Annotated in this window: 22 protein-coding genes; 16 read left to right on the forward strand and 6 right to left on the reverse strand. The window is 51.9% G+C overall.

The features are described from left to right. The first annotated feature begins 87 nt into the window (after window positions 1–87). The 6 genes from G006_RS0117985 (at window position 88) to G006_RS0118010 (ending at window position 4,969) form a co-directional block, all read left to right on the forward strand. Entirely contained in the window at window positions 88–666 is a 579-nt protein-coding gene (locus tag G006_RS0117985) for a DUF502 domain-containing protein (RefSeq protein ID WP_020484616.1), read from the forward strand. An 85-nt stretch (window positions 667–751) separates the two neighbouring features. Beyond that, a complete protein-coding gene (locus tag G006_RS0117990) occupies window positions 752–1,243 on the forward strand; it encodes a CinA family protein (RefSeq protein WP_020484617.1) in 492 nt (163 codons plus the stop codon). Window positions 1,244–1,429: 186 nt separating this feature from the next. After that, window positions 1,430–2,215, forward strand: coding sequence for a M48 family metallopeptidase (locus G006_RS0117995; RefSeq protein ID WP_026147142.1), 786 nt, complete (start codon window positions 1,430–1,432; stop codon window positions 2,213–2,215). Then, window positions 2,215–3,417 carry a succinyldiaminopimelate transaminase gene (dapC, locus tag G006_RS0118000; RefSeq protein ID WP_020484619.1) on the forward strand — a complete coding sequence of 401 codons (1,203 nt, stop codon included), beginning with the start codon at window positions 2,215–2,217 and terminating at the stop codon, window positions 3,415–3,417. Before G006_RS0117995 ends, dapC begins: the two co-directional genes overlap by 1 nt. Before the next feature lie 98 nt (window positions 3,418–3,515). Next, on the forward strand, window positions 3,516–4,334 hold the full coding sequence (dapD, locus tag G006_RS0118005) for a 2,3,4,5-tetrahydropyridine-2,6-dicarboxylate N-succinyltransferase (RefSeq protein ID WP_020484620.1): 819 nt from the start codon (window positions 3,516–3,518) through the stop codon (window positions 4,332–4,334). A gap of 170 nt (window positions 4,335–4,504) precedes the next feature. Beyond that, complete coding sequence (locus G006_RS0118010; RefSeq protein WP_020484621.1) at window positions 4,505–4,969, forward strand: hypothetical protein; 465 nt, start codon at window positions 4,505–4,507, stop codon at window positions 4,967–4,969. Window positions 4,970–5,122: 153 nt separating this feature from the next. Here G006_RS0118010 and G006_RS0118015 read toward each other — a convergent pair whose 3' ends face one another. After that, window positions 5,123–5,830, reverse strand: a complete 708-nt coding sequence (locus G006_RS0118015) for a hypothetical protein (protein WP_020484622.1) — start codon at window positions 5,828–5,830, stop codon at window positions 5,123–5,125. Between the two features lie 280 nt (window positions 5,831–6,110). Here G006_RS0118015 and G006_RS25900 point away from each other — a divergent pair, with 280 nt between their 5' ends. The 6 genes from G006_RS25900 to G006_RS25910 all read left to right on the forward strand — a co-directional run bounded on the left by G006_RS25900 (window position 6,111) and on the right by G006_RS25910 (window position 12,063). Then, a complete protein-coding gene (locus G006_RS25900) occupies window positions 6,111–6,548 on the forward strand; it encodes a hypothetical protein (RefSeq protein ID WP_020484623.1) in 438 nt (145 codons plus the stop codon). Between the two features lie 346 nt (window positions 6,549–6,894). After that, the gene (locus G006_RS0118025) at window positions 6,895–7,140 is read left to right on the forward strand and encodes a hypothetical protein (protein WP_020484624.1); all 246 of its coding nucleotides are present in this window, start codon (window positions 6,895–6,897) and stop codon (window positions 7,138–7,140) included. A gap of 6 nt (window positions 7,141–7,146) precedes the next feature. Beyond that, complete coding sequence (locus G006_RS0118030) at window positions 7,147–7,485, forward strand: ArsC family reductase (protein ID WP_020484625.1); 339 nt, start codon at window positions 7,147–7,149, stop codon at window positions 7,483–7,485. Continuing rightward, complete coding sequence (gene dapE, locus G006_RS0118035) at window positions 7,485–8,615, forward strand: succinyl-diaminopimelate desuccinylase (RefSeq protein ID WP_020484626.1); 1,131 nt, start codon at window positions 7,485–7,487, stop codon at window positions 8,613–8,615. Before G006_RS0118030 ends, dapE begins: the two co-directional genes overlap by 1 nt. Before the next feature lie 342 nt (window positions 8,616–8,957). Further along, a complete protein-coding gene (locus G006_RS25905; RefSeq protein WP_020484627.1) occupies window positions 8,958–11,279 on the forward strand; it encodes a sensor domain-containing diguanylate cyclase in 2,322 nt (773 codons plus the stop codon). 49 nt (window positions 11,280–11,328) lie between these two features. After that, the gene (locus tag G006_RS25910) at window positions 11,329–12,063 is read left to right on the forward strand and encodes a TIGR00266 family protein (protein WP_020484628.1); all 735 of its coding nucleotides are present in this window, start codon (window positions 11,329–11,331) and stop codon (window positions 12,061–12,063) included. A gap of 13 nt (window positions 12,064–12,076) precedes the next feature. Here G006_RS25910 and radC read toward each other — a convergent pair whose 3' ends face one another. The 4 genes from radC to G006_RS25920 form a co-directional block, all read right to left on the reverse strand. After that, the gene (radC, locus tag G006_RS0118050) at window positions 12,077–12,751 is read right to left on the reverse strand and encodes a RadC family protein (protein ID WP_026147144.1); all 675 of its coding nucleotides are present in this window, start codon (window positions 12,749–12,751) and stop codon (window positions 12,077–12,079) included. A gap of 248 nt (window positions 12,752–12,999) precedes the next feature. Continuing rightward, window positions 13,000–14,355: a Dyp-type peroxidase gene (locus G006_RS25915; RefSeq protein ID WP_020484630.1), complete on the reverse strand. Its 1,356-nt coding sequence runs from the start codon at window positions 14,353–14,355 to the stop codon at window positions 13,000–13,002. A 13-nt stretch (window positions 14,356–14,368) separates the two neighbouring features. Next, window positions 14,369–15,673, reverse strand: coding sequence for a hypothetical protein (locus tag G006_RS0118060; protein ID WP_020484631.1), 1,305 nt, complete (start codon window positions 15,671–15,673; stop codon window positions 14,369–14,371). Window positions 15,674–15,714: 41 nt separating this feature from the next. Beyond that, the gene (locus G006_RS25920) at window positions 15,715–17,751 is read right to left on the reverse strand and encodes a cytochrome P450 (protein ID WP_020484632.1); all 2,037 of its coding nucleotides are present in this window, start codon (window positions 17,749–17,751) and stop codon (window positions 15,715–15,717) included. Window positions 17,752–18,213: 462 nt separating this feature from the next. Here G006_RS25920 and G006_RS0118070 point away from each other — a divergent pair, with 462 nt between their 5' ends. From G006_RS0118070 to G006_RS0118080, 3 genes are all read left to right on the forward strand, one after another. Continuing rightward, the gene (locus G006_RS0118070; protein ID WP_020484633.1) at window positions 18,214–19,830 is read left to right on the forward strand and encodes an alkaline phosphatase D family protein; all 1,617 of its coding nucleotides are present in this window, start codon (window positions 18,214–18,216) and stop codon (window positions 19,828–19,830) included. Between the two features lie 84 nt (window positions 19,831–19,914). Then, complete coding sequence (locus G006_RS0118075) at window positions 19,915–21,168, forward strand: glycerophosphodiester phosphodiesterase (protein ID WP_020484634.1); 1,254 nt, start codon at window positions 19,915–19,917, stop codon at window positions 21,166–21,168. A gap of 436 nt (window positions 21,169–21,604) precedes the next feature. Next, window positions 21,605–22,399: a PEP-CTERM sorting domain-containing protein gene (locus G006_RS0118080; protein WP_020484635.1), complete on the forward strand. Its 795-nt coding sequence runs from the start codon at window positions 21,605–21,607 to the stop codon at window positions 22,397–22,399. A 164-nt stretch (window positions 22,400–22,563) separates the two neighbouring features. Here G006_RS0118080 and G006_RS0118085 read toward each other — a convergent pair whose 3' ends face one another. Beyond that, a complete protein-coding gene (locus G006_RS0118085) occupies window positions 22,564–23,346 on the reverse strand; it encodes a thioredoxin fold domain-containing protein (protein ID WP_020484636.1) in 783 nt (260 codons plus the stop codon). Window positions 23,347–23,467: 121 nt separating this feature from the next. On the opposite strand from G006_RS0118085, the gene G006_RS0118090 reads away from it, so the two are divergent. Further along, entirely contained in the window at window positions 23,468–23,668 is a 201-nt protein-coding gene (locus G006_RS0118090) for a hypothetical protein (RefSeq protein WP_020484637.1), read from the forward strand. Window positions 23,669–23,827 lie beyond the last annotated feature (159 nt).

Consider the following 23,827-nt stretch of genomic DNA (forward strand, 5'->3'; position numbering starts at 1 on the left):
ACTACGTGCATCGAGACTTCCTTAACCGGGCTAACTCTGCTAAAACCTAGTTTCCTAACAACTATAATTAATACAGGTAGGCGCATCATGAAGAAAATCCTTAATCACACCCTGATCGGCGTTCTGGCATTTATCCCGATTATGGTGATTGTGCAAATCGTCTTGTTCGTAAAAGACCGGCTTACAGATTTGTTTCAATTCGTTTACGGTTACTCCGACAATTATCTGGTGACGTTTCTGTTGTTTGCCGCCAGTTTCGCGACCATTACCTATGTGGGACATCGGGTCAGCCTGGGCCGGTTTTCCATCATTGCGATGTTCGAACACTTGATCGAGCGGATTCCGCTACTAAGCACGATTTACCGCGTCACCAAAAAGCTGGTGAACATGATCGCCGGGCATCAGTTGCAAGAGCCGCGTGAAGTGGTGTACATCGAATATCCGAAAGACGGCATTTGGGTACCTGCCTACGTTACCAACAAGACCGACGACCGTTATGTGTTGTTTGTACCCACCTCGCCCAATCCTACTTCAGGTTTTGCGGTGATTGTCCACGAATCGAAAGTGATCAAGTCGGACATGAGCATCGAGCAAGTGACTAGTTTTATCATCAGCGTCGGCGCCGATTTCGAAAAAGTCGCGGAAATCGCCAAACTACCCAAGTAAGTTTGTCTGTTTGTTGCAGCGATGACCTATCCGCTGCAACAAAATCCCTTCTCGGCTTGATGCCGTATCAGCCAACCGGACTGTCATGCACGATCCAAGCTATTTACTCGCCGAAGCACTCGGCAATCGCCTAAACATCCTAAGTCTACGTCTAGCCTTGTCCGAATCCTGTACCGGCGGCGGTATTGCCAAGGCAATTACCGATGTGCCGGGTAGTTCCGGATGGTTTGATCGTGGTTTTGTCACCTACAGCAACGATGCCAAGATCGATATGCTGGGTGTCAAACCGGAGACTTTGGCGAGAGTGGGGGCAGTTAGCGAAGAGACTGCTTTGGAAATGGTGGCGGGCACTTTGACCAATAGCCTGGCCGATCTGGCTTTGGCCGTCACCGGTATTGCCGGGCCTGATGGCGGCACGCCGCTAAAGCCGGTCGGAACCGTATTTATCGCCTGGCAAAAGCGTGGCGCTAACGGTGCTTGCTTGAAGAAACAATTCAGCGGCGACCGGCAGTCGATACGGCAGCAGGCGACGCTGTTTTGCTTGCAGCAACTTTTACAAATGCTGGAAAACGCGTAATCCCGGCGATTTTTATTTCTTTGGCAGCGGCTGACAAAAACAATCGAGGTGTTTCCAGGGGCTGCTCTGCACATAGCCTGGGTTCAATCCGGAGTCGGAACGGGGCTTGATTGGCCAAAAAGCTTTTAACCCCGGCCCACAAGTTACGCTAGAATGCCGCTTCTTTTCCTTGCGGATGTTGTCGCCATGTTGAAAAAACTCTTTCTTTGCACAGCTGTTTCCTTGTTGCTAAACGCTTGTGCCACCAGCCCCACCGGCCGCTCGCAGTTTATTTATATGCCGGACAATCAGGTCGATCAGATGGGTTTGCAAGCCTTTAGCAGTATGAAGAGCAAAAACCCGATCAGCGGCAATCAGCGCTACAGCCAGTTCGCCCAATGCGTGGCGTACGCTATTACCCAGCAAACCGGCGGGCAATGGGAAGTGGTGGTGTTTGAAGACGAATCCTTGAACGCCTTTGCCCTACCTGGCAACAAAATCGGCGTGCATACCGGACTTATCAATCTGGTGGATAACCAGGACCAACTGGCGGCGGTAATCGGTCATGAAATCGGCCATGTCTTATCCAGACACAGCAACGAGCGCTTGTCGCAGGAAACGGCGGTCAGCACCGGTCTGGCCATGGTACAAGCGGTGACGCAGCCGCAAACCGCGTTGGGTCAAACTGCATTGGGCCTGTTGGGCGTGGGCGCGCAATATGGCGTAATCCTGCCGTACAGCCGGATTCACGAAACCGAAGCCGATACCATAGGCTTGGATTTAATGGCCAAGGCCGGCTTCGACCCGCGGCAGAGCGTCAATTTATGGTTGAAAATGGACAAAGCCGCGCAAGGCGGTCAGCCTATCGAATTTATGTCCACTCATCCATCGCATGCCAGCCGCATCGATAATTTGAATCAAAATATGGGCAGAGCCGTCCAGCTACAGCAACAAGCCTGGGGTGCCGGCAGACAACCGCGTTGCAGCAAATAATGAACCCGCATTTATCCCAGTTACATCCTTACCCGTTTGAAAAGCTTGCCACGCTGAAACAAGGCATTACGCCGCCAGCCGATAAAGCGCATATCGCGCTGTCGATTGGCGAACCCAAGCACGCCACCCCGCACTTTATTCAGGAAGCCTTGCTGCAACATTTGCACGGCTTGACCCAATACCCCACTACCAAAGGTTTGCCGGAACTGCGTCAGGCTTTTGCCGACTGGACTTGCCGCCGCTTTGGGATTCCGCCCGGTGGTGTGGACGCCGAAACCCAGGTGTTGCCGGTCAACGGCACTCGCGAGGCCTTGTTTTCCTTGGTGCAGGCCGTGGTCGATCCCGCCGACAAGCCGGTGGTGATCATGCCCAATCCGTTTTATCAGATCTACGAAGGTGCAGCTCTGCTGGCAGGCGCCGAGCCGTATTATCTGAATACGGTTGAGACCGACGGCTACTTGCCGGACTTTGACAGCGTGCCGGAGGCGATTTGGCAACGCTGCCAGTTGATTTTTATCTGCTCGCCCGGCAACCCGACTGGCACGGTGCTGACTCCAGCCGATCATCTGAAATTATTAGCTTTGGCCGACAAGTACGATTTTGTCGTCGCCTCCGACGAGTGTTACACCGAACTCTATGACGACGAAGCCCATCCCCCGCAAGGTTTGTTGCAAAGCGCTTATCAGGCCGGTATTACCGATTTCAAACGCTGTGTGATTTTCCAAAGCCTGTCCAAGCGCTCCAATGCGCCGGGCTTGCGTTCCGGCTTTGTCGCCGGCGACGCCGAGGTGTTGAAGCAGTATTTTAAATACCGCACCTACCACGGCTGCCCGATGCCGGTGCCGACCCAGTACGCAAGCATCGCCGCTTGGAACGACGAGGAGCACGTCAAGCACAACCGCCAGTTGTACCGCGACAAGTTCAGCGCGTTTATCGAAATTTTGCAGGATGTCTGCGAGGTTAGCCGGCCGCAGGCCAGCTTTTACATCTGGCTGAAGACACCGATCTCGGATACAGAATTTGCGCAAAAGCTGTTTGCCGAGCAAAACATTACGGTACTGCCCGGCAGCTACTTGTCGCGCGATAGCGGCGGCATCAATCCCGGCGCCAATCATGTGCGGATTGCCTTGGTCGCGCCTATTGAAGAGTGTGTAGAAGCTGCGCAACGGATTAAAGCATTTCTCAATGAAAACAACCCATAGGATGTGCTGAACAACGTGAAGCGCATCGGTCGCGAAGACGATGCGCCTCCTGCGTCGGCACATCCTATCCCCGTTAATCACTAACCCTAAGAAATACCATGTCAAACCTGGAAACCATCATCAACGACGCCTTTGAAAACCGCGCCGACATCAGCCCGTCCACCGTCTCCGCCGAAGTCCGCAACGCGGTAGCCGAAGTCTTGAATATGCTCGACAAAGGCGAAGCTCGCGTCGCCGAGAAAAAAGACGGCGATTGGGTCACCAATCAATGGCTGAAAAAAGCCGTGCTACTGTCGTTTCGCATCAACGAAAACAAAGTCATCGAAAGCGGCGACGTGCGTTACTACGACAAAGTGCCGACCAAATTCGGTCAATACAGCGAAGCCGATTTTGCTCAAGCCGGCGTCCGCGTGGTGCCGAATGCGGTAGCCCGTTACGGTTCCTACATTGCCCCCGGCGCGATCCTGATGCCGTCTTACGTCAACATCGGCGCTTACGTCGACAGCGGCACGATGGTCGATACCTGGGTAACGGTCGGCTCTTGCGCGCAAATCGGTAAAAACGTGCATTTATCCGGCGGCGTCGGCATCGGCGGCGTGTTGGAGCCGCTGCAAGCCAACCCTACCATCATCGGCGACAACTGCTTCATCGGCGCCCGCTCCGAAATCGTCGAAGGCGTCATCGTCGAAGACAACTGTGTGGTATCAATGGGCGTCTACATTGGCCAAAGCACCAAAATTTTCAACCGCATGACCGGCGAAGTCAGCTACGGACGTATCCCTGCCGGCTCGGTAGTTGTATCCGGCAATCTGCCTTCCAAAGACGGCAGCCACAGCTTGTATTGCGCGGTGATCATTAAGCAGGTGGACGAGAAAACTCGCAGCAAAACCGGGATTAATGAGTTGTTGCGGGATTGATTGACGATTTCCGCCAGGTCAGCTGAAGATTTGTCATCTCTTCGGTGACATTTTCGTGAAACTGCAAACAACTCTAAAACATTGCTGGTCGGGGTTGTAAACCCCGACCGATAATATTGTTATACCTAAATTGCTTGTTAGTCATTTCTTAATTACAAATGGATAATTTTTTGAGTTTAGTGAAAACACCAGAGTGGTGGATTAGCGTGGTTTTTGTAGGAATAGTTATTAACTTATTCTCTACACTGGCTTTAGCTTTTATGCAGCGGAAATATGCCTATTTAGTTACTCGATGGGCGGAGCGAAATGAAAAGTTAGCAAAGCTCCGTAATGAACGGATTCATAGTTTGGCAAACTCGGATCATGATTTAGTTCTGGCGTGCATAAATCTCAACAAAATAAGATTGGATAGCATTTTTGAATTTGTACTGGCAATTTTGATGTTAACTTACGCCTTGTCTGCAAGAGATTCTTCTCCAATTAGCTATGCGGTATGCTCAATAGGAGCTTTGCTTTCCTTAATGCAAGGGATGTTATCGACAATAAAATATGGGCAAGAATTATTGTTGTTGACAGAGGCCAAATTGTTGAGCGATAGGATCAAGTCTAAGGACAGTATGATTGCTGCCGAATAATAAATCCGGAATAAGCGTGAGTATTTCTAAAACTTCAGGATATAACTCTCGATCTTTCAGAGAACGCTTCGCGCAATATGATATACAAACAAAAAACCTGCCGTTCTCCATTGAGGGGTTGTTTATTATTTAGTAACCCACATGGAGATGTTTTCAAACTCTGCCATCCGCCCGAATCGTAAACACCATCACCAACTCCTCATCCTGTTGTAAGGTCAACGGCGTCGGCAGGCCGTCCGGGCCTGGTTGATCGCCGATAATCGGCTCAATGCAGACATACTCCGCTTTTTTATCGCTCCAAATCCCAAATGCCAATGTTAGACCTTCCGTCAACGGCGAGATGTCGCAAGTCATGCTGACCGTGTAATCGGCTGTAGTTAATTTGACCGGTGCTGTTGGCGATTTTGCGTAGTGTACCCTCAAGCTATCGTGCGGGAGCGTTGCAACTTCGATCTGCGTATCCTCAATGTCGATAAAGCTGTTAGGCGAAATCGAGAAATAAGGGTGGAAGCCGGGGCGAACCAGGGCGGTTTCCGACACCGCGCGAATGCGGGTGCTGACGGTCAGGGTTTTGCTGTTGGCTTCCGTCAGCTCTTGCCAGTCGGTGATTACCTCGACAGAGCCCCAATTCACATCAGCCGGCGCTGTGAGGTTTTTTTGATGCGGCAGATCGCTGTCGCAAGGTGTTATCCGGTATTCGCCGTGTTTAAGTGCGAAGGGCGGTGTTAATTCTTCAAAGTTGGGTATGCACAGATACACGCCGCCCCGCGAGCCGCCGTCTGGTTTGTCGTGTAAGGGTTGGATAATATGAATATCGTCTAATTGCCAGTTGATCAGGGTGCCCGTGTCGGTAAATTTCATTGGGGAAATATGTCCTGTACTTTAATGGTGTTGCGGTATGAGGTGGTACGAGTTCGGCTCCATGCTTCGCAAGTGAACTGAATTGAGCTGATTTTCTCGGTTAAAAAAGTGCTTTAGCGGCTATTGTAAACAACGAGGCCAATAAAATGGGGGATTTCGGCTTGTGGTGCCGAAGTTTCAGCTAAACGATGCGCCCAAGTGACTATGGATTAACGCCAATTTGCCGGGCTATCGACTATGAGAAAATCAATCCGGACACGCGTTTTTCCAAATCGAACTGATGCAAACAATCGATATTTTTTCTTTGAAAGATCATGCCGGAGAATATCAACACTGGCCGTTGCAGACGCAGTTGTTGATCAAGGGTCTGCCGAGTTCTTGTTATGTGCCGGGCTACCGGCTTTTACATCAATTTCAAACGCCGGCCCACGAATACCTATTAATCTGCGATTGGGATTGTCCCTTTGAAGAAGCCACGGAGATAATCTTGCTGGATAGCCAACTTAAGGTGTTGGCGGTGCGATCGTTTGGCGTGCCCTACGGCTCATTTTTGTTGAACGAGGTGTTGGTGCTGGACGAAGCCAATTTAAAACTGACGTTTTTTCGAGATGAACATTGGCAAGTGACTATTACGCCGCATAATTTGCCTTGCTTGCATTTTTCCAGCAGAAGTTGGCTGCCGGCATTAAGAACGCGGATACAGTTGAAACGGCTTTAGACATTTTGCGTGTCCGGCTGGCGTCTCTCGCTGTGAGTGTTGAGTCGGCATGAGGGATTTTCGAGGCCGACTAATGCATTTGTATATCGAGCTGGTAAGCTAGCGTTCGCGAATCAAACTACTGCGATGCCAAGCAGTCGAATTCAGGACGGGAACGTTGTGGTAGCTGAGGGTGCGTTAACGCATGGCAAGGATGAGCGGCTATGCGTTACAATGTTGCCACTAGTGCCAAGGAGGCCAAACAGCATGAATGCGAACCCTTTCGATACGCTGCAGCCGCGCACCTGATTTTAATGCCGCTTTGCCGGCTCCGTTTTTCTCTTCAATCCTAACCTGCGAGCACACCATGCCAGAAAATATTTCCAATAATGCCCTAATCCTCGCCTTGTTGTCCCTGAACGGCGAGATCGCTATCCAAAAAGATTATCTGGAATCCGGCGAGATCCCGGAAGACGAGGTGACCGACGAGGAAGAAGTACTGGACGATTTGGAGCAAGCCTTCATGGAATTTGTCGATGTCTACAAAGCCCGTGCCAAAGCCGACGACTCACTGCCCAGCATCGAAGAACTGCTGGCCGGCGAAGAAGGCTAATACTGCATGATCGTAGTTTACGGTATCAAAAACTGCGATAGCGTCAAAAAGGCGCGAACCTGGCTGGAAGCGCGGCAGATTGCCTACCGCTTCCACGATTATCGGATCGATGGGCTGGATGCGGCTTTGCTGCAAAGTTTTGTCGATGCGCTGGGCGTGGATGCCGTGCTTAACCAGCGCAGTACTAGCTGGCGCCAACTGGACGACGCCCAAAAATCCGATTTAACCCCCGACAAAGCCGTGCAACTCATGCTGGCTGTGCCGACCTTGATCAAGCGCCCGATTCTCGATAATGGACAGCAACTGATCGTCGGCTTCAACCCCGATCAGTACCCTACCGAATAATGAGCGAAACCCTTTCTTTGTTAGAAGCGCTGATTCGTCGCGAATCAGTGACCCCCACCGATGCCGGTTGTCAGGATTTGCTGGCGCAACGTTTGACCAAGCTTGGCTTTACTGACGAACGCCTGAATTTTGCCGACACCCAAAACCTCTGGCTGCGAAAAGGGCAACAGGCGCCGCTGTTTGTATTCTTAGGGCATACCGACGTGGTGCCGACCGGGCCGTTAGCGGCTTGGGATTCGCCACCGTTCGAACCGACCATCCGCGACGGCAAGCTTTATGGCCGTGGTGCGGCGGATATGAAAGGCGGCATTGCTGCATTCGTCACGGCCGTCGAGCGTTTTGTGGCTGAATATCCCGAGCACAAAGGCTCGATAGCCATCATGATGACCAGCGACGAGGAGGGCATAGCCACTCACGGTGTGGTCAAAGTGGTCGAAGTGCTGGAACAACGCGGCGAAAAGATCGACTGGTGTCTGGTCGGTGAACCCTCGAGCGATAAAAAAATCGGCGATGTGATTCGGGTCGGGCGGCGCGGCTCCTTATGCGCCAAGCTGACAGTGCTGGGTATTCAAGGCCACGTGGCTTATCCGGAATTGGCGGAAAATCCGATTCATACGTTTGCGCCGGCTTTAAAAGAGTTGACCGAGGAAGTGTGGGATCACGGCAATCAATTCTTCCCGCCAACCCGCTTGCAGGTGTCGAATATCAACGGCGGCACCGGTGCGGAAAACATCATTCCCGGCCAGGTGGAAGTGCAGTTTAATTTGCGTTTTTGCACTGAGTTGGATGAAGCCACCATCAAGAGCCGCACCCAAGCGATTTTGGACAAACACGGTTTTAAATACGATCTGCAATGGCGATTGTCGGGTAATCCGTTTCTGACTTCGCAAGGCGAATTAATCGACGCCACGCATGCGGCGATTGAAAGCGTCTGCCGCTTCCAGACTTTGGACGATACCGGCGGCGGCACCTCTGACGGCCGTTTTATCGCGCCGACCGGTGCGCAAGTGATTGAGCTGGGGCCGTTGAACGCCAGTATTCACAAAGTTAACGAACATATCGGTCTGGATGAGTTGGAAGTTTTGAGTCGGATTTACCAACAGATTTTGGTGAACTTGCTGGCGTATTAAGCAGGTTCTTAAAATATCGGGCACTCCCGCTCCAGCGGGAGCCCAACTGCCCACACAGGACTGGCACCCAACCTGTTTAAACAATTGCCTTCTCCCGGTCGTCACCCACTCGGCCTCTAATGCTTTGCCCAAACCGCTAGAAAGTTAGAGCAGCGCCGGCCACAGATTTAACTATTCCGAAGCGCCCAGGGGATTATCTTCAAGCAGTGAGTACCGATGGTTTGATGCCGAATTCCGCCGGATACTAATCGCAACGACCACGCTATACTTTTAAGCGCAGATTTAGGCGTAAATTTGGTCGACGGTCTGAAACGGAATATTCCGATATCAACAGGGGAAAGCATGACTACTGGCCCTGCTCCACAAAAGTTATTGGCGCGCTACCGGCATTACTATCCGGCTCTGCTGATTTTGCTGATTTCGCTGTCTGCCTTGTTTGTGGCTTGGCAAGATCTGAATTGGCGTTATCAGCAGCGGTTACAGGAATATTTCGATTTCGAAACCCAACGCCTTACCAGCGACATCAGCAAGCGCATGGCTTTGCATGGCCAAACGCTACGCAGCGCCGCCGGCTTATTCGCCGCCAGCGACGAGGTTACCCGAGAGGACTGGCGCGCTTTTGTCGAAATGCTGGAGTTGGATCGCAGCCATCCCGGGGTGCAAGGCGTGGGCTATACGGTTCGGATTCCCGCCGGGCAGCTCGAACAGCATATTGCCGATATTCGCCCCCAGGGTTTTCCTGACTATGTAGTTAATCCGTTAGAGCCGCGCACCGAGTATTCCAGCATCATCTATTTGGAACCGTTCAGCGGCCGCAATCTCCGCGCGTTCGGTTACGATATGTACTCAGAACCGATTCGGCGCAAAGCGATGGAGCGCGCGCGGGATAACGGCGAGTTGGCCTACACTGGTAAGGTGGTTCTAATCCAGGAAACCAAGGCCGATTTACAAGCCGGAATGTTGGCGTACTTCCCGGTGTATCGCAACGGCAGCATCCCGCAAACCTTAGAGCAGCGCCGTTCCGCTCTACTGGGCTGGGTATATATTCCTTACCGCATGAATGACTTGCTGAAAGCCATCCTGGGACAGGATTTATTGGCCTTGCGCCTGGAAATTTTTGATCAGGACGATCTGAGAGCCGATGGCCTGCTTTACGATAGCCAGACCGGCTTGATGCCGGCAGCGTTTAAAACCCAGGATGATGCCAAGACACGCAGCCAGCGTCTGGATTTGGGCGGGCATTTTTGGACGTTGCGTTACACGGCCATGCCAGCCTTCAGCAAGACCGCCAAATTCGAGCCGCCCTGGGTTGAAGTATTGGCGTTGGTGCTGATCAGCTTTTTGCTGTTTTTTATTACCTGGGCCTATATCAATGCGCGCCGAAACGCGGCGATTGCCCTGCAATTGACCGAGTCCTTACAGCAAAGCGAAAGTAGGTTCCGCAGCTTGTTCGAAAACTCGCCGGTGGCTTATCTGGCACTGGATAGGCAAGGTAATTTGTTGGATGTTAATCCGCAATTGTGCGCGCTGCTGGACTACGACGTTGATGAACTTATAGGCCGAAAATTGTTTGAATTTGTCGCGCCGGAATCGGTTCAGGATTTTCAATTAAAACTGCAAATGCTCAATCATTATGGTTTGTTGGAATGCGAATTGTCGTTGCTGACAAAATTGGGGCACATGCTGACCGTGATTCTCGACGGCCGCTTGCAAGGCGATAAAACCCGTCCGGCGGTTATTCATTGTATTTTGACCAATATTACCGAGCGCAAACGCGCCGAAGATAAGCTGCAATTGGCGGCCAGGGTGTTTAGCGATGCGCATGAAGGCATCACCATCACCGATGCGGCCGGTAACATTATCGATGCTAATCCGACATTTTGCGCAATAACCGGTTATACCCGCGAGGAAGTGATCGGCCGCAATCATAGTATTCTGCAATCGGGAAAACATGATTCGCAGTTTTATAAAAACTTGTGGCAAACCCTGCAAACCGAGGGCTGTTGGCAAGGCGAGATATGGAATCGCAAGAAGAGCGGCGAGTTATATGTCGAATTGCTGACGATCTCGGCGATGCGCAACCGCACCGGCGAAATTCTGAATTATGTCGGTTTGTTTTCCGACATTACTCAAGCCAAACTCCAGCAGCAGGAACTGGAGCGCTTGGCACATCACGATCCATTGACGCAATTGCCCAATCGTATCTTGTTCAACGACAGATTTTGTCAGGCCTTGGCGCGCTGTAAACGCGATAGTACGTTATTGGGCGTCGTGTATATGGATCTGGACGGTTTCAAACAGGTCAACGACCAGTTCGGTCACGAAGCTGGTGATACATTGCTGATCGAGGTGGCTGAGCGGATAAAGGCTAATCTGCGCGAGGATGATACGGTGTGCCGATTAGGCGGCGACGAATTTGCCTTATTGATGGGAGGTCTGGAATCCAAGCCGCAGTGTGAGCAGGCTTTGTTGCGTGTTCATCAGGCGATTTCCCAGCCCTACTATATCGGCGGGCAAACCGCCAAGATTGGCGTCAGTAGCGGTATTACTTTATGTCCGCTGGATGTGGGTACGCCGGATTGCTTACTCAGTCACGCCGATCAGGCCATGTATCTTGCCAAACAGCATGGCCGCGGCTGCTATGAATTTTTTCAGCTCGGTTGAGTCTGCTCAGCAAGCGTTTAATTTTTCAACTCAATAAGAGGATATACCCATGCGTTGCCATCAAGTCGATTTTCAGATTATCGGTCATGACATTCAAATGGTCGAAGTCGAGCTCGACCCCAAAGAAACCGTGATCGCCGAAGCGGGGGCGATGACCTATCTCGAACAAGATATCGACTTTGAAGCCAAGATGGGCGACGGTTCCGGCGGGGTGATGGATAAACTGTTTGGTATCGGCAAACGTATGCTGACCGGTGAGTCGGTATTTTTGACTCATTTTACCAATCACGGTTCGCAAAAACGCCGGGTGGCGTTTGCCGCGCCGTTTCCCGGCTCAATCGCGGCATTGAATATGGCTGAATTGGGTGAGGAGGTGATTTGCCAGAAATCGGCGTTTTTGGCTGCCGCCTACGGCACCCAAGTGGATATTGCCTTTAACAAACGCTTGGGCAGCGGCTTTTTCGGCGGCGAAGGCTTTATTCTGCAACGCCTGCGCGGTGACGGAATGGCCTTTATTCATGCCGGCGGCACGGTGATTCGCAAGGAATTGCGTAACGAAACCTTGCGTCTGGATACCGGCTGTCTGGTGGCCTTCAGCGGCGACATTGATTACAACATCGGCATGAGCGGTGGCTTGAAAAGCATGCTGTTTGGTGGCGAGGGGCTGTTTCTGGCGACCTTGAAAGGTACGGGTTCAGTGTGGATCCAGAGCATGCCGTTTTCGCGTCTGGCGGAGCGGGTGCTGAGCCAGTACCGGCCCACGATTGGTCAAGATAGCCAATAAATAGCCTGGGCGATTAAAGCAGGCCATGCTCGGCGAACGAAAAGGGCTGGCCGTCGCCGACGATAAAATGGTCCAACACGCGAATATCGAACAGGCCTAGGGCCTGTTTCAGTTTGTCGGTGATTTGCCTGTCGGCCTGACTGGGTTCATTGATGCCGGACGGATGGTTGTGCGCAAATATGACCGCTGCGGCGTGGTGAAACAAGGCCCGCTTTGCCACTTCGCGCGGATAGACGCTGGCGCCGTCGATGGTGCCTCTAAATAGTTCTTCCCACTGAATCACCCGATGCTGATTGTCCAGAAACAGGCAAGCGAACACTTCGTAACTGTAGCTGCGCAATTGGGCGCTGAGATAGGCGCGAGTGATGTCAGGGCTGGTCAAGGCATTGCCGCGCTGCAGGACCTCGGCGAAATGGCGGCCGGCCATTTCCAACACCGCTTGCAGCTGAGCGTATTTCGCATCGCCTAAACCGTTGCTTTGGCAGAAGCGGTGTTGATCGGCGCCGAGCAAAGCTTGCAAGGAACCGTATTCGCTCAACAAGTCGCGGGCCATATCCACCGCCGATTTTCCGGGCGTGCCGGTGCGCAGAAAAATCGCCAACAGCTCGGCGTCAGTCAGCGCGGTGGCGCCGCGTTGCAACAGTTTTTCGCGGGGTCGTTCGTCCGCGGGCCAATTCTTGATGCTCATCAACTCCTCCAGGCCGTTAATCATTGATTTTAAGCATAGAAGAAGCGTCTAGAGTTTGCCATGAGGCAAAATGAAAAGTTTAAATGACCAATTGCTCCGAGAATTTAGGTATGTTGCACCCAAAGGTTGAGGAGAAGGGGGCGTGGGAGCCGCAACGCTTTGGCATCGTTGCCGCAGCTTGGCGAACGGAGCCTGCGCTCCTTTCGCCAAGCTTATCCAGCGGGAAATGCTTACTTCAAAATGTTCAATCAGGAACTCCCCAGCAACCCCAACGCACTCAAACTAGGCAAAAAGAAATAACTGCCGCCGCGCGTCGTCACAAACTGCTGAAACCCGCAAACCCGCCGCCGCAATGGTTCATCCTGAATCGTAAAATTACGATTTTCCGCCACGCCGCTGCCGATCAAGGGGTCGTCTTCGTCGTACAAACCGGCGAATTTGACGCTGTTGATCCAGGTGTGTTGCACAAATTCGAACTGGCGCTCGATATTCGCGTTCAAGCAGATGAACAACAAGCCGCGTTCTTTGCCGTCGTCTTTTGCCGGGTTTTCCAGAAAATTGCCGTAGCTGCGGCCGCGGCGCAGGATGCGATGGCGGTTGGCGACTTTTAGCGCTTCCGCTTCGGTCGCGCCTAAGCCCACTGCTCTGGGATTGGCGCGGCGAATGTGCGAGCCCAGTGGGCAGCCGGTGCCATGCGGGTCTTTGGTAAAGTTAAAACTGTTATCGACCTTGTTAGGGTCGGTGTCCTGATTGGGCTCCACCACTGCACCGCTTTTCCAGCGGCCGACGAACTTGGCGGCCAGATAGTCGGCGGTAATACCTTGGCGTGCGGCTTCTTCTTCCATGAATTGCCAGAATGCGCCGACATCTTGCTTCAACTGGCGTAACACCAGATAGGTGCCGTTTTTGCCAAAGGCTTCGCCGGCAGTACCCAACTGTGGCATTTTGGTAAGCTTGCCGTCGTATTGATTCGGATAACCCAGCAAAAACTCGCCGGTGGCAATTTCGCCAGAGCCGGTAGTGGTAGGGAAGCCGTCTACGACAGGGTCGGAAATGCCGTCCGCAAAGCCGAAATGCTCCAAGGTAAAGCCGTTGGCGTCCTGCTTTTTCTCGCCGGCATCCAAGCGCTGCACGACGCTCAAGCCGGCGCCCTTAAAGGCCTTTTCATGGTATTTCTGGCTGGCGTTGTGGATAGCGTCGTTTTTGGAAAACAGCATGAATAACATATCCACCCGTTTGGCGCCGCTGCCCCAATCCCACACGCTAGGATCGTTGATGCCACGGTCGCCCAATAGGGCCGAACGATGCTCGGAATGCATGCCTTCCCGGAAGGACAGCTCAAAGCTGTACAGGCTGTCTTTATCCAGATTTAGCTGTTCGAAACCGGAATAACTGATTGCCAGGTTTATGCGGTTTTCGGTTTCGTCGGTCGGTTTATCTGCGCCGTGGCTGATTTGCTTTTGTTCGACCAGATTTTTCAGCCAGGGCTTGGTTTTGCCGGCATCGTCGATTTTTAACAGGTAATAGCTACAGTTGGCCATATGCTTGTTATAGCCGCTAAACACGATGCCTTGTACGTCTTCTAATTTATCGATGGTGGTCATTGTTGGAGTCCTTTTATAAGCATTTCAGCCAAGCAGCCAGATTGGTCGTGGAAAACAAGCCTTCGTGAATCGCCCGGTTATTGGCGACATTTTTCACGGACAAATCGATGTAGGCGCTATACCAAACCAACTCGGCGAGCTGGCTGTTTCTGGCGAAATTTTTGAAACGTTGTTCGTCGCGGGAGCCGCCGCGCAAGGCCAGCCATTGCGTATCCGGAAAGCCGCGGTCCTTACCCAGTTGGGTGTTGCTCCACACCGCGGTCAAGCCGACGCTGGCGTGGTCGATAAATTCGCCCAGATAGTTTTCCCAGCTACCGTCGTAGTTGCTCATGAATAACAAGCGCTTGTTGCCGGGCAGAATCACCCAGCGGGCAAAATGGATGGTGACGATGCCGCTCAAGTCGCCCTTGGTAGCCACCAGTTTGGCCACCAGATTGATGCCGGCCAGCACGACGCGTAAGGTGGTCAATCTGAACCAGCCGGGTTTGATTTCAATGACGCTGGTCAGATGATTTTGCAATTGCCGGTCTTCCACGCGCTGAATAGCTTCCATTTGCTCGGAAACAACCCAGGGCTTGTCGTCCTGTTTGTCGCGCATCTCGTTCCAGCGCAACAGCACCGCGAAGGCGACGCCGGCGATCAGTACCAATACTGCCAAAAACTCCACCAGCGGCCCGAACATGCCGAAGAAGCCGCCTACCAGCAGAATGCCTAATACCCCCAGCAAACCATTGAATATCATCTGGCCGGCACTATTTAAAAACGGCTGCGGCGTGGGTTTGTTGATGGTGCCTAAATGCTTGACGATCTCGGCATGAATCTCGGCGGGCTGTTTAGCCGCCAATTCCGGGCGATTGGCATCAATATAGTCTTGGATACGCTGGCGGATTTGCTGTTGCTCGACAATCGTATTGCGGGTCTGGCCGGGGTGGGCGACGTAAAAGGCATTAGCACCGAAATCGTTTTTCAATAAATAGTCGGCCAGTTGGCTGGTGTTATTGCCCGGATAATCCTTGCAGCAGCTATAGACGGTATTCACAAAGTCCGGGTTTCCGGCAAGCAAATCTGTGATGAATTGCTTCACATCGCCGTCGATATTGGCCTCAAACGCCAGCAGGGCCGGCTCGCCGGTATCCACCTCCGAGGGATGCGTGCCGGGGATAACGAAAAAGGTACAGTAGTGCAGCTGTTGATAATTGGAAAATTTAATCACCGGATTGTTTTTGATATCCGTGCCTATCGGCGCCAGATACTTTTCCAGCGTTTCCAGCTGGTCCGGCAATATCTCCGTGATAACGGTCATGGGGTTTTGTTGCATACACACGTCCTCTTGAAATTATTATCGTGCTGGTGAAGAAATTACCGATCAAAACTCAGGACAAATTGATCGGGAAACGGTCCGTCGTACAAGATGCCGCTGGATATTTTTAAGTTGTTCAAGCGCAGCAAACTGGCTACCAAGGTCGGGATTTGGATGCGATTGATGTATTCGCCAAAACAGCGGTGCATGCCATCGCCAAAGTGCATATAGCGATCCAGCGCACGATCTTCGCGTACGCTGAACGGCTCCGGCCAGGCGCTTTCGTCGAACATCGCCGAGGCGGTAAAGGCGAAGACTTCGGCACCGGGCGGAATTTTCACGCCGGCAATCTCCGCGCCGTTCTTACAATGCCGCCGCATCGCCGCCGCCATGGTGTTGAAACGAAACACGTCGAAGCACAAATGCAATAGCTTGTCTTCGTCATCGACCGCCTGTTTGGCGCGTTGCAATACATCCGGCTTGCTGAGCAATTGCTCGACAATCAAGGTGGTTGCCATTGAGGTGGTATCCAGCGCGCCGACGATCAAGCCGGAGATGTTGCGGCGGATGCCGTCGTCGTCCAGATCGTGTTCGCCGTCCATGCCCATTTTGATTAGCCGCGATAGAAAATCTTCGAACTGCTCGCCTTGTTTGATGCGCTCCCGGCGTTCGGCGATCAGATTCAGCAGATACGGCCCCATTTCCCGGAACGATTGTTCTGCGGTGATTTGAATGCTGCGATTGTTGCTGAGATTTAAAAATAGATCGTGAAACAAGGAACGCATCCAGCGCATCATCGTCACTTCGTCTGGGCCCGGCACGCCGAGGTAATCGCGAATAAAACGCCGCGCTACCGGGCGGGTTAATTGCGACACCATATCAATCCGGCCCAGCGGCAAGGCTGCTTGGATCATCTCGTCGCAATGCTGGCGGACGATGCGGCGAATCAGTTGGTCTTCGCCGGGCTTGATGACCCGGCGCAGTGCGCCTTGTTCTTTGCTGTAGGCTTCCGAGCGGTCCATCCCTAAGAAAAACGGCCCGTTCAAACGCTGCATATTCGGGGCGTTGATTTCGGCGATGGTGAATTCGGTATCGCGCGCCAAGGTCTCGCGCACATCGCTATCTCGCGTCACCAATGCGCGTTTTCCCAGCACCAACACCGGCTTGTGCTTGCGTAACAGCCCGAATAGCCAGCGCTGCACCGTGGCTCCGGTCAACATTGCAACGCCGCGGGCCAGGTAGTAACTGACTATATTTTGCGGGGTGGTGGATGTGGGGTGATAGTCCAGCACTGGTGCCGGCGCTGGTCGATGTTCGCGGTACATTTTCAAAGCCAGGGTGCCGGTGGGTGTGGCCGTCAATTGCTCGACAAAAGCCTGGTAGGCGGTCGGTAACTCTGCCTTGGTCGGCTGTACGCCGCCGAATTGGGCCGGCAACAACACCGGCGCGGATAGCGCTGCTAGACAATAATCGGCGATGCTGGGTTGCTTACCCAGCAAATAGGCTCTGCCGTCGGCCAGCAGCGCGTCCAGCTCCGCAAAGATCGCTTCGATTTGTTGTTTGCAGGGTTCGACTTGTCCGGGATCGGCAGGTAGGGATTTTTCCATGGCTTTAGCCAATACGGGATAAGCGCGTTCGGCCAACCATTTTTGCCAGTTAGGCACCCGCTGTTGCCAGAACGAAAGCACCGTTTCTTTGTGTGGTAGCAACATCGCATAGCCGTAATTGCGCGTTGCCAAGCCCAATTTGTCGACCAGCAACGCCAGCAAGCGTTCGGTTTCCGCCATGCCTTTCTCGTCGCGTGGATAAAGCCGCAGTTCAGCGGGTAAACGGGCATCGATGTATTGCAGCGATTCGCGCATGGTACATAAGGTTGCTTCGCTGGTGATCAACACCGGCATGGCCTTAGCATCGGCGCCGGCCAACAGGAAAGCGGGTAAATGCAGCATCGGCACACTGCCTTCTTCCCGGTACGGCACTCCGCCGTAGTCGAGCATCCAGCGGACTAATTCGCTGATATGGGATACCGGAATCGTCAATAAACGATTCAGCTGTTTGGATTTGGCGCCGCGCCGCGTGCTTCCGGGTTTGATCATGATTCCTTCCTCTTGCTTGCTATTGTTATAGTTTTTAATGCTATAGCTGGCATATACCGGCGACTGTTAGTCGTATCGGCTTGAATGGCATGTTGATATGCGCACTTGGTAAAACAACTTGCCGGTCTGCTCAGGTATGCCGTTATCGGCGGCTAAGCAATTGTTAATCCATCCGTGAACCAAACGCCGAGCTTTAGCGGAGTATCAATAATAGACCAATCGTAACTAATTGAAATAAAAAGCGAAAGACAAAATGTTGCTTAGCAACAACCGTGCCTAAATGCGAAGCACGTCACAAAACGCGGTGGGTTGCGCCCGCTTGGTGCCTAGCAAACGGAAAGCTTCTCTGCCGCTGGAATCGGCTGCAAATCATTCCGGTTCTTTCTCTGCGGACCTTAATCAGATTGTCATTTGCCGCTGCCTATAATCCGGGCCTCTTCACAATGCTTAGGAGCAGTCGCGATGCAATTATTAAAACCCAGCTGTCATTTTTTAAAACCGGCCAAACTGGCATTGGCAATCGCCGGCCTGTTAGCGCTGAATGCGCCGGTATTTGCGCAAACCGTTGATGTGCCGCAAATGGAGCAAGGCATCCAGATCGGCGATTTGGCACCCGGCCGCGCGATAGTTTGGAGCCGTGCCGACCGCCCTTCGCGCATGATGCTGAAATATGCTTATAACCCGCAGTTTAATGACGCGATTAGTGTGCGTGGTCCGTATGCATTGGCCGAGACCGACTTTACCGCCCGCCAAGACCTGACCGGTTTACCCGAGGGCAAAGACGTTTATGTCAAAGTCTGGTTTGAAGATTTGACCAACGCCCGCGGCAAAAGCGAACCGGTCATTGGACATTTTCATACTATCGGTAAACGCGACGATATTCGCTTTGTCTGGGGCGGGGATACCGCCGGCCAAGGTTGGGGTATCAACGAAAGCTTCGGCGGCATGAAGATTTACGAAGCCATGCGCCAAGTGCAGCCGCAGTTTTTCATTCAAAGCGGCGACAATGTGTATTCCGACGGCCCGATTCCGGAGAGCAAGCTGGCCGAGAATGGTCAGCTCTGGACTAACGTGGTGACGCCGGAAGTGAGTAAAGTCGCGGAAACCTTGGACGAGTTCCGTGGCCGCTACAAATACAATCTGTTGGATGAAAACGTCCGCCGCTTCAATGCCGAAGTGCCGCAAATCTGGCAGTGGGACGATCATGAGGTGGTGAATAACTGGTCAGATTCCAAAGACCTGAGCGCCGATCCGCGCTACACCGAAAAAAATATACCGACGCTAATTGCCCGCGCCACTAAAGCCTTCCTGGAATATGCACCTCTGCGTCCGCACGATGCCGAAGAATCCGAGCGGATTTATCGCAAAATTTCCTACGGTAAATTGTTGGATGTGTTTGTGTTGGATATGCGTAGCTATCGCGGCCCGAATACCGCTAATCTGCAATCACAAGAAAATGCCGAAACCGCCTTCCTCGGTGCGGAGCAAATGGCTTGGTTGCAGGACGAGTTGAAAAATTCAAAAGCCACCTGGAAAGTCATCTCCGCCGACATGCCTATCGGTTTGAATATTGGTGACGGTAACACCGCCCAAGGTCAAGCGCGTTGGGAAGCGGTTGCTAACGGTAACGATGGCGCTGCCGCGGGTCGGGAATTGGAAGTTGCCCGTTTGTTGAGCTTTGTCAAGCATGAGCATATCAACAACCTGGTTTGGCTGACTGCCGATGTCCACTATGCCGCAGCGCATTATTACGATCCTGCCAAGGCGGCTTCCAAAGACTTCGCGCCGTTCTGGGAGTTCGTTGCCGGTCCGTTAAATGCCGGTTCCTTCGGGCCTAACAGCACGGACGGCACCTTCGGCCCACAAGTGGTTTTCTCGAAAGCGCCGCCAGCCGGCCAAGCCAATCTGTCACCTTACGCCGGCCTGCAATTCTTTGGCGAAGTGAATATCGACAAAAAAAGCCGCGCCATGACGGTGGACTTCAAGGACATCGACGGCACGGTTGTCTTCAGCAAAACCCTGGCGGCGGAAGCCGAACGTGAGCGCGAACACGATCATCACGACCGCGATCACGACTAACACCAAGTCGCCCGGGCGGTATTTGCCGCCCGGCAATTTCTCTGGTTAAGCCATTTAACTTCAAGCAAAATAAGGACTCTATTCATGTTGAAACCCACGTTATTGACTGTTGCCATGCTAGTTTCACTCGGTGCGCAAAACAGTGCCCACGCGCTGCCGCACAGCGAACATCACGAACATGCCAGTGCCGGCCCATTGGTCATAGGCCATCGCGGCGCATCAGGCTATCGTCCTGAACATACCCTGGCCGGCTACGCCTTGGCGATTGAAATGGGCGCGGACTTTATCGAGCCTGATTTGGTGCTGACCAAGGACGGTCAAATGATTGCTCGTCACGAACCGATGATAGGCGGTACCACCGACGTGGCTAACCACCCGGAATTTGCCAATCGCAAAACCACCCGTATGGTCGATGGCTTTGCGGTGACCGATTGGTTTGCCAGCGACTTTACCTTGAAAGAAATCAAAACCCTGCGCGCCATTCAAACTCGCGGCCGGGATAATTCTTATGACGGCGAGTTTGAAATTCCAACTTTGAACGAAGTGATTGCGTTGGCCAAGCAACAAAGCGAAAAAACCGGTCGCCGGATTGGTATCTACCCTGAAATCAAGCATTCCACTTATCACGCCGATCTGAAGAACGTTAAAGGTAAGCCGCTATTTGGTAAGAATTTCTTCGAAGATAAACTGCTGAAAAAACTACACAAGGAATACAGCAACAGCGCTTGCGCGCCAGTGTTTATCCAGTCATTCGAAGTCAGCAATCTGCAATATTTGAGCCGCAAGACCGACATCAAATTGGTACAGCTGATTGATGCGGACGACGTCAATGCCGACGGCTCGATGTCGCTGGTTGCGCCGTATAAACAGCCGTATGACTTTGTCGTGAAAGGCGATCAACGTACTTTCGCCGATTTGCTGAGCAACGACGGTCTGGATTTTGTAAAAACCTACGCGGATGCGGTAGGTCCGTGGAAGCCTTATCTGGTGAAAACCGTAGCCGTCGATTTTGACCGCAACGGCGACGGCAAAGTCAACATTAATGACCGTATTGTTGAAGGTAGCACCGGCGTAGTAGAAATGGCCCACGACAAAGGCTTGCTAGTGCACACCTGGACCTTCCGCAATGATGCCTCCGGTTACGGCTTTGCCGATCCGCAACAGGAAATGACTTATTACTTTGATTTGGGTGTGGATGGCTTGTTTACCGATTTCGCCGATACCGGGGTTGCGGCCCGCGATGCGTCGATTAATGCGGAACATGCCGATTTTTTGGGACGTTGTGAATCTCGCGACGACGATGGACATGAAGGTCATGCGCGCCATCATGTTCGCTGATTTGTTGTAATTCTTTAAAGTAAAACCCGGCGCGGGCGGTGCCGGGTTTTTAGGTCTGTCACATAAATTATGTGAGGCCTAGTTGGATATAAATCTACAAGTTGGTCTGTGGGTGAAAATGGGCAAGTTGCTAGTCTCCAAATCTCATGCCTTTCCCGTTGTTCCATAAGTTCTCTCCGGCAATGGCCTGTTTTGGGCGTCACGTAAAAGTCTTTCCATATCCCCCAAGTACGATGGAATTAAACGTCGATAAATTTTACATTTTTTAGTGGAAGTTGAGTATTCTTCTGGGTAATTTATAGCATAAAAGTCATATATATCAATTTATTAGCTATTTTACTTTAGATTGGCTCATATTTTGCTTATTTGTGGAGGCGTGCAGCCATTTTAGCTGCTGCCATTGAAAATTTAACTTCTACTTAATTCTGGAGATACTATGAAAACCAATGCTTTTGCGGCGCTTGCTGCTGCTGTGCTACTAACCCCAGCCGCACATGCGGGATTTGTGAATGGTAATTTTGAAACTGGCGACACTAGCGGCTGGACAACTGGCGGTGGCTACAGAGGTAACGAATTTAACTCTACTCTGGATCCTGTGAATTACTTGCCAGGAGGCAGTCACTACAGTTCATCCATAAATCATTCTGCTATCGTGACTGCCGGTTTTGATGCCAACACTGGGAACAATCTTAACCGGGTCTATAGCGGGAATTACTCATATCGCGTGGAAGACACTGTTACTGGCGGTTATGGTTCCGCGATTACGCAAACGGTAAGCAATTATCAAGACAGCAGCATTTTCTTTGCGTGGGCTGCGGTATTGGAAGGTGCTCATGGTGTCAATGATGCTGCCACTTTCAAATTAACATTAACAGACTTGACCAGTATGTCGGTTTTGGTAAACAGAGAATATAACGCGGCTACTACCGGTGCTGGCGTTGATTCGCGTTTTACCTATAACGCTTCAACCGGATACTATTACACTAGTTGGCAAGTAGAGCAGTTGACCAACCTTACGCTAGGTCATACTTACCAGCTGAGCTTATTGGCTGCGGACTGCGAGCCAACCGGGCACAGAGGCTATGTCTATCTCGACGGTTTCGGTGCTGTGACTCCGCCAGTAGTTGAAACCGTTCCAGAGCCAGGTACCTTGGCTCTGCTAGGTGGCGGTTTGTTGGGTATGGCCCGTCTGGCGCGTCGTAACGGTAAGGTTAACGCGATCGCCGCTTAATTAAGGTGTCGTAAACAGCCTGAAGATTGGAACGGGCAGTTGGAAAAATCTGAATGCCCGTTCATGATGTTAGTTTTTTCTTTCAGGCCGTTTCTTTGAGATGTACCGCAGACTTCGGTTTGCGGTACTCGATGTCAAGCTGACGCCTCCGAACAGTTTGAGCGTTACCCGCGGGTGTTAGGATTCGGAAAAAATTGTTGCTGCTTAATTTTCTCACGTAGCAATGCGAGAGCCTGGTGATCATCCCAGCCGCTCATAGTAGAGCCGTCCGCGAAGACGACGATAGGTGTCGCCATTCGCCCCATCCCAAAGAAAAATCCAATATCGTTCATCATTTCCTGCGGATATGAGCAACCCGGGCTAGCAGGTTCGCTAGGTGTATTTTCGCGCATCATTGTCTGCCAGGATTTTGCGGCATTGCTAGAGCAATAAATATTGGCTGCTTGTCGGTAGCCTTCTTCGGTTAATCCAACCGGTGCAACAAAAGCGGAAACATCTTCTTGCTCAAAGGCTCTTTCAAGTTTTCGGCAAAATGGACAATCCGGAGCCGACCAAATTACCGCCACTGCCGGTTTTCGGCGTTGAATAAAAATAAGCTTTTCAAATGGCAGATACTTGATCTGCTCTTTCAGCCAATTTCTTTTTCCTTCTGAGTTGCTTTCCAATGGGGAGCGAATGCTCCAGCCTTGAGACCTTACATTTCCCAGCCAAGCCATATCTTCTCGAAAATAGGCGGAAGGAGCACCTGGCTGCCCCGAGCGGACCGCATAAAAGCCCGGAAAAATAGTGGGTTCGATGTGGTGTCCTTCCCGCAACGCTACACGTGTTTCTCGTTCGAACGCGGTTTTAGCTTTGGGTAGGTCAGGTTTCCAAGAGGGGCTGTCAGCAAGCGTGCTTTGGCCTGCTATACAAAGGGTCGCGATTAAAAAGCTTTTTAATGTACTCATGTGATTTTTGATGTCAGATTTCTTTACAAGACATTGTCAGAAATGTCCGGCAGGTGATTTCGGCGTCTGCGGTTTTTGCAGATGCTATTCGGAGTAGGAATTTAACGCTGTTGGGGGCATTTTGATAAAACCAACCGATCTGACGGGCCGCTATTTTATCTCTACTGCTGCGCGGTTATTAAATATATTCCTGGCATTTTACAGCCATTTGACATCGATCAAATGGCCTTATCCGATCAATGTCATGATGTTGTCCAAGCCTTATGGCTTGAAGTGCATCTCCTTTGATAACGCGCAGTTGCGCGGCAAAGGCGAATTATAAAAACATCGTCACAACCGGAAAACTTATGAAATTAATCAGCCAAGTATTATTGTTAGTTATCGCAGTAACCACCCTGGCCGCATGCGGCGAGCAAGGTGTCGGCCCAGCCAAACCGAAAGCTGATTCCTCTAAAGAAATCAAATAAGCGGCTTTAGCTTG

It is taken from the genome of Methylomonas sp. MK1, from assembly GCF_000365425.1.
Lineage (GTDB): Bacteria > Pseudomonadota > Gammaproteobacteria > Methylococcales > Methylomonadaceae > Methylomonas.

Excerpts from the sequence above, each read along its gene's own strand:
- G006_RS0118075 (WP_020484634.1), top strand. The coding sequence starts at position 19,915 with ATGTTGAAACCCACGTTATTGACTGTTGCCATGCTAGTTTCACTCGGT.
- G006_RS0117985 (WP_020484616.1), top strand. The coding sequence starts at position 88 with ATGAAGAAAATCCTTAATCACACCCTGATCGGCGTTCTGGCATTTATC.
- radC (WP_026147144.1), bottom strand. The coding sequence starts at position 12,751 with ATGAGCATCAAGAATTGGCCCGCGGACGAACGACCCCGCGAAAAACTG.
- G006_RS0118080 (WP_020484635.1), top strand. The coding sequence starts at position 21,605 with ATGAAAACCAATGCTTTTGCGGCGCTTGCTGCTGCTGTGCTACTAACC.
- G006_RS0118070 (WP_020484633.1), top strand. The coding sequence starts at position 18,214 with ATGCAATTATTAAAACCCAGCTGTCATTTTTTAAAACCGGCCAAACTG.
- G006_RS0118030 (WP_020484625.1), top strand. The coding sequence starts at position 7,147 with ATGATCGTAGTTTACGGTATCAAAAACTGCGATAGCGTCAAAAAGGCG.
- G006_RS0117990 (WP_020484617.1), top strand. The coding sequence starts at position 752 with ATGCACGATCCAAGCTATTTACTCGCCGAAGCACTCGGCAATCGCCTA.
- G006_RS0118025 (WP_020484624.1), top strand. The coding sequence starts at position 6,895 with ATGCCAGAAAATATTTCCAATAATGCCCTAATCCTCGCCTTGTTGTCC.
- G006_RS0118060 (WP_020484631.1), bottom strand. The coding sequence starts at position 15,673 with ATGCAACAAAACCCCATGACCGTTATCACGGAGATATTGCCGGACCAG.
- G006_RS0118085 (WP_020484636.1), bottom strand. The coding sequence starts at position 23,346 with ATGAGTACATTAAAAAGCTTTTTAATCGCGACCCTTTGTATAGCAGGC.
- dapD (WP_020484620.1), top strand. The coding sequence starts at position 3,516 with ATGTCAAACCTGGAAACCATCATCAACGACGCCTTTGAAAACCGCGCC.
- dapC (WP_020484619.1), top strand. The coding sequence starts at position 2,215 with ATGAACCCGCATTTATCCCAGTTACATCCTTACCCGTTTGAAAAGCTT.
- G006_RS25920 (WP_020484632.1), bottom strand. The coding sequence starts at position 17,751 with ATGATCAAACCCGGAAGCACGCGGCGCGGCGCCAAATCCAAACAGCTG.
- dapE (WP_020484626.1), top strand. The coding sequence starts at position 7,485 with ATGAGCGAAACCCTTTCTTTGTTAGAAGCGCTGATTCGTCGCGAATCA.
- G006_RS25910 (WP_020484628.1), top strand. The coding sequence starts at position 11,329 with ATGCGTTGCCATCAAGTCGATTTTCAGATTATCGGTCATGACATTCAA.
- G006_RS25900 (WP_020484623.1), top strand. The coding sequence starts at position 6,111 with ATGCAAACAATCGATATTTTTTCTTTGAAAGATCATGCCGGAGAATAT.
- G006_RS0117995 (WP_026147142.1), top strand. The coding sequence starts at position 1,430 with ATGTTGAAAAAACTCTTTCTTTGCACAGCTGTTTCCTTGTTGCTAAAC.
- G006_RS0118015 (WP_020484622.1), bottom strand. The coding sequence starts at position 5,830 with ATGAAATTTACCGACACGGGCACCCTGATCAACTGGCAATTAGACGAT.
- G006_RS25915 (WP_020484630.1), bottom strand. The coding sequence starts at position 14,355 with ATGACCACCATCGATAAATTAGAAGACGTACAAGGCATCGTGTTTAGC.
- G006_RS25905 (WP_020484627.1), top strand. The coding sequence starts at position 8,958 with ATGACTACTGGCCCTGCTCCACAAAAGTTATTGGCGCGCTACCGGCAT.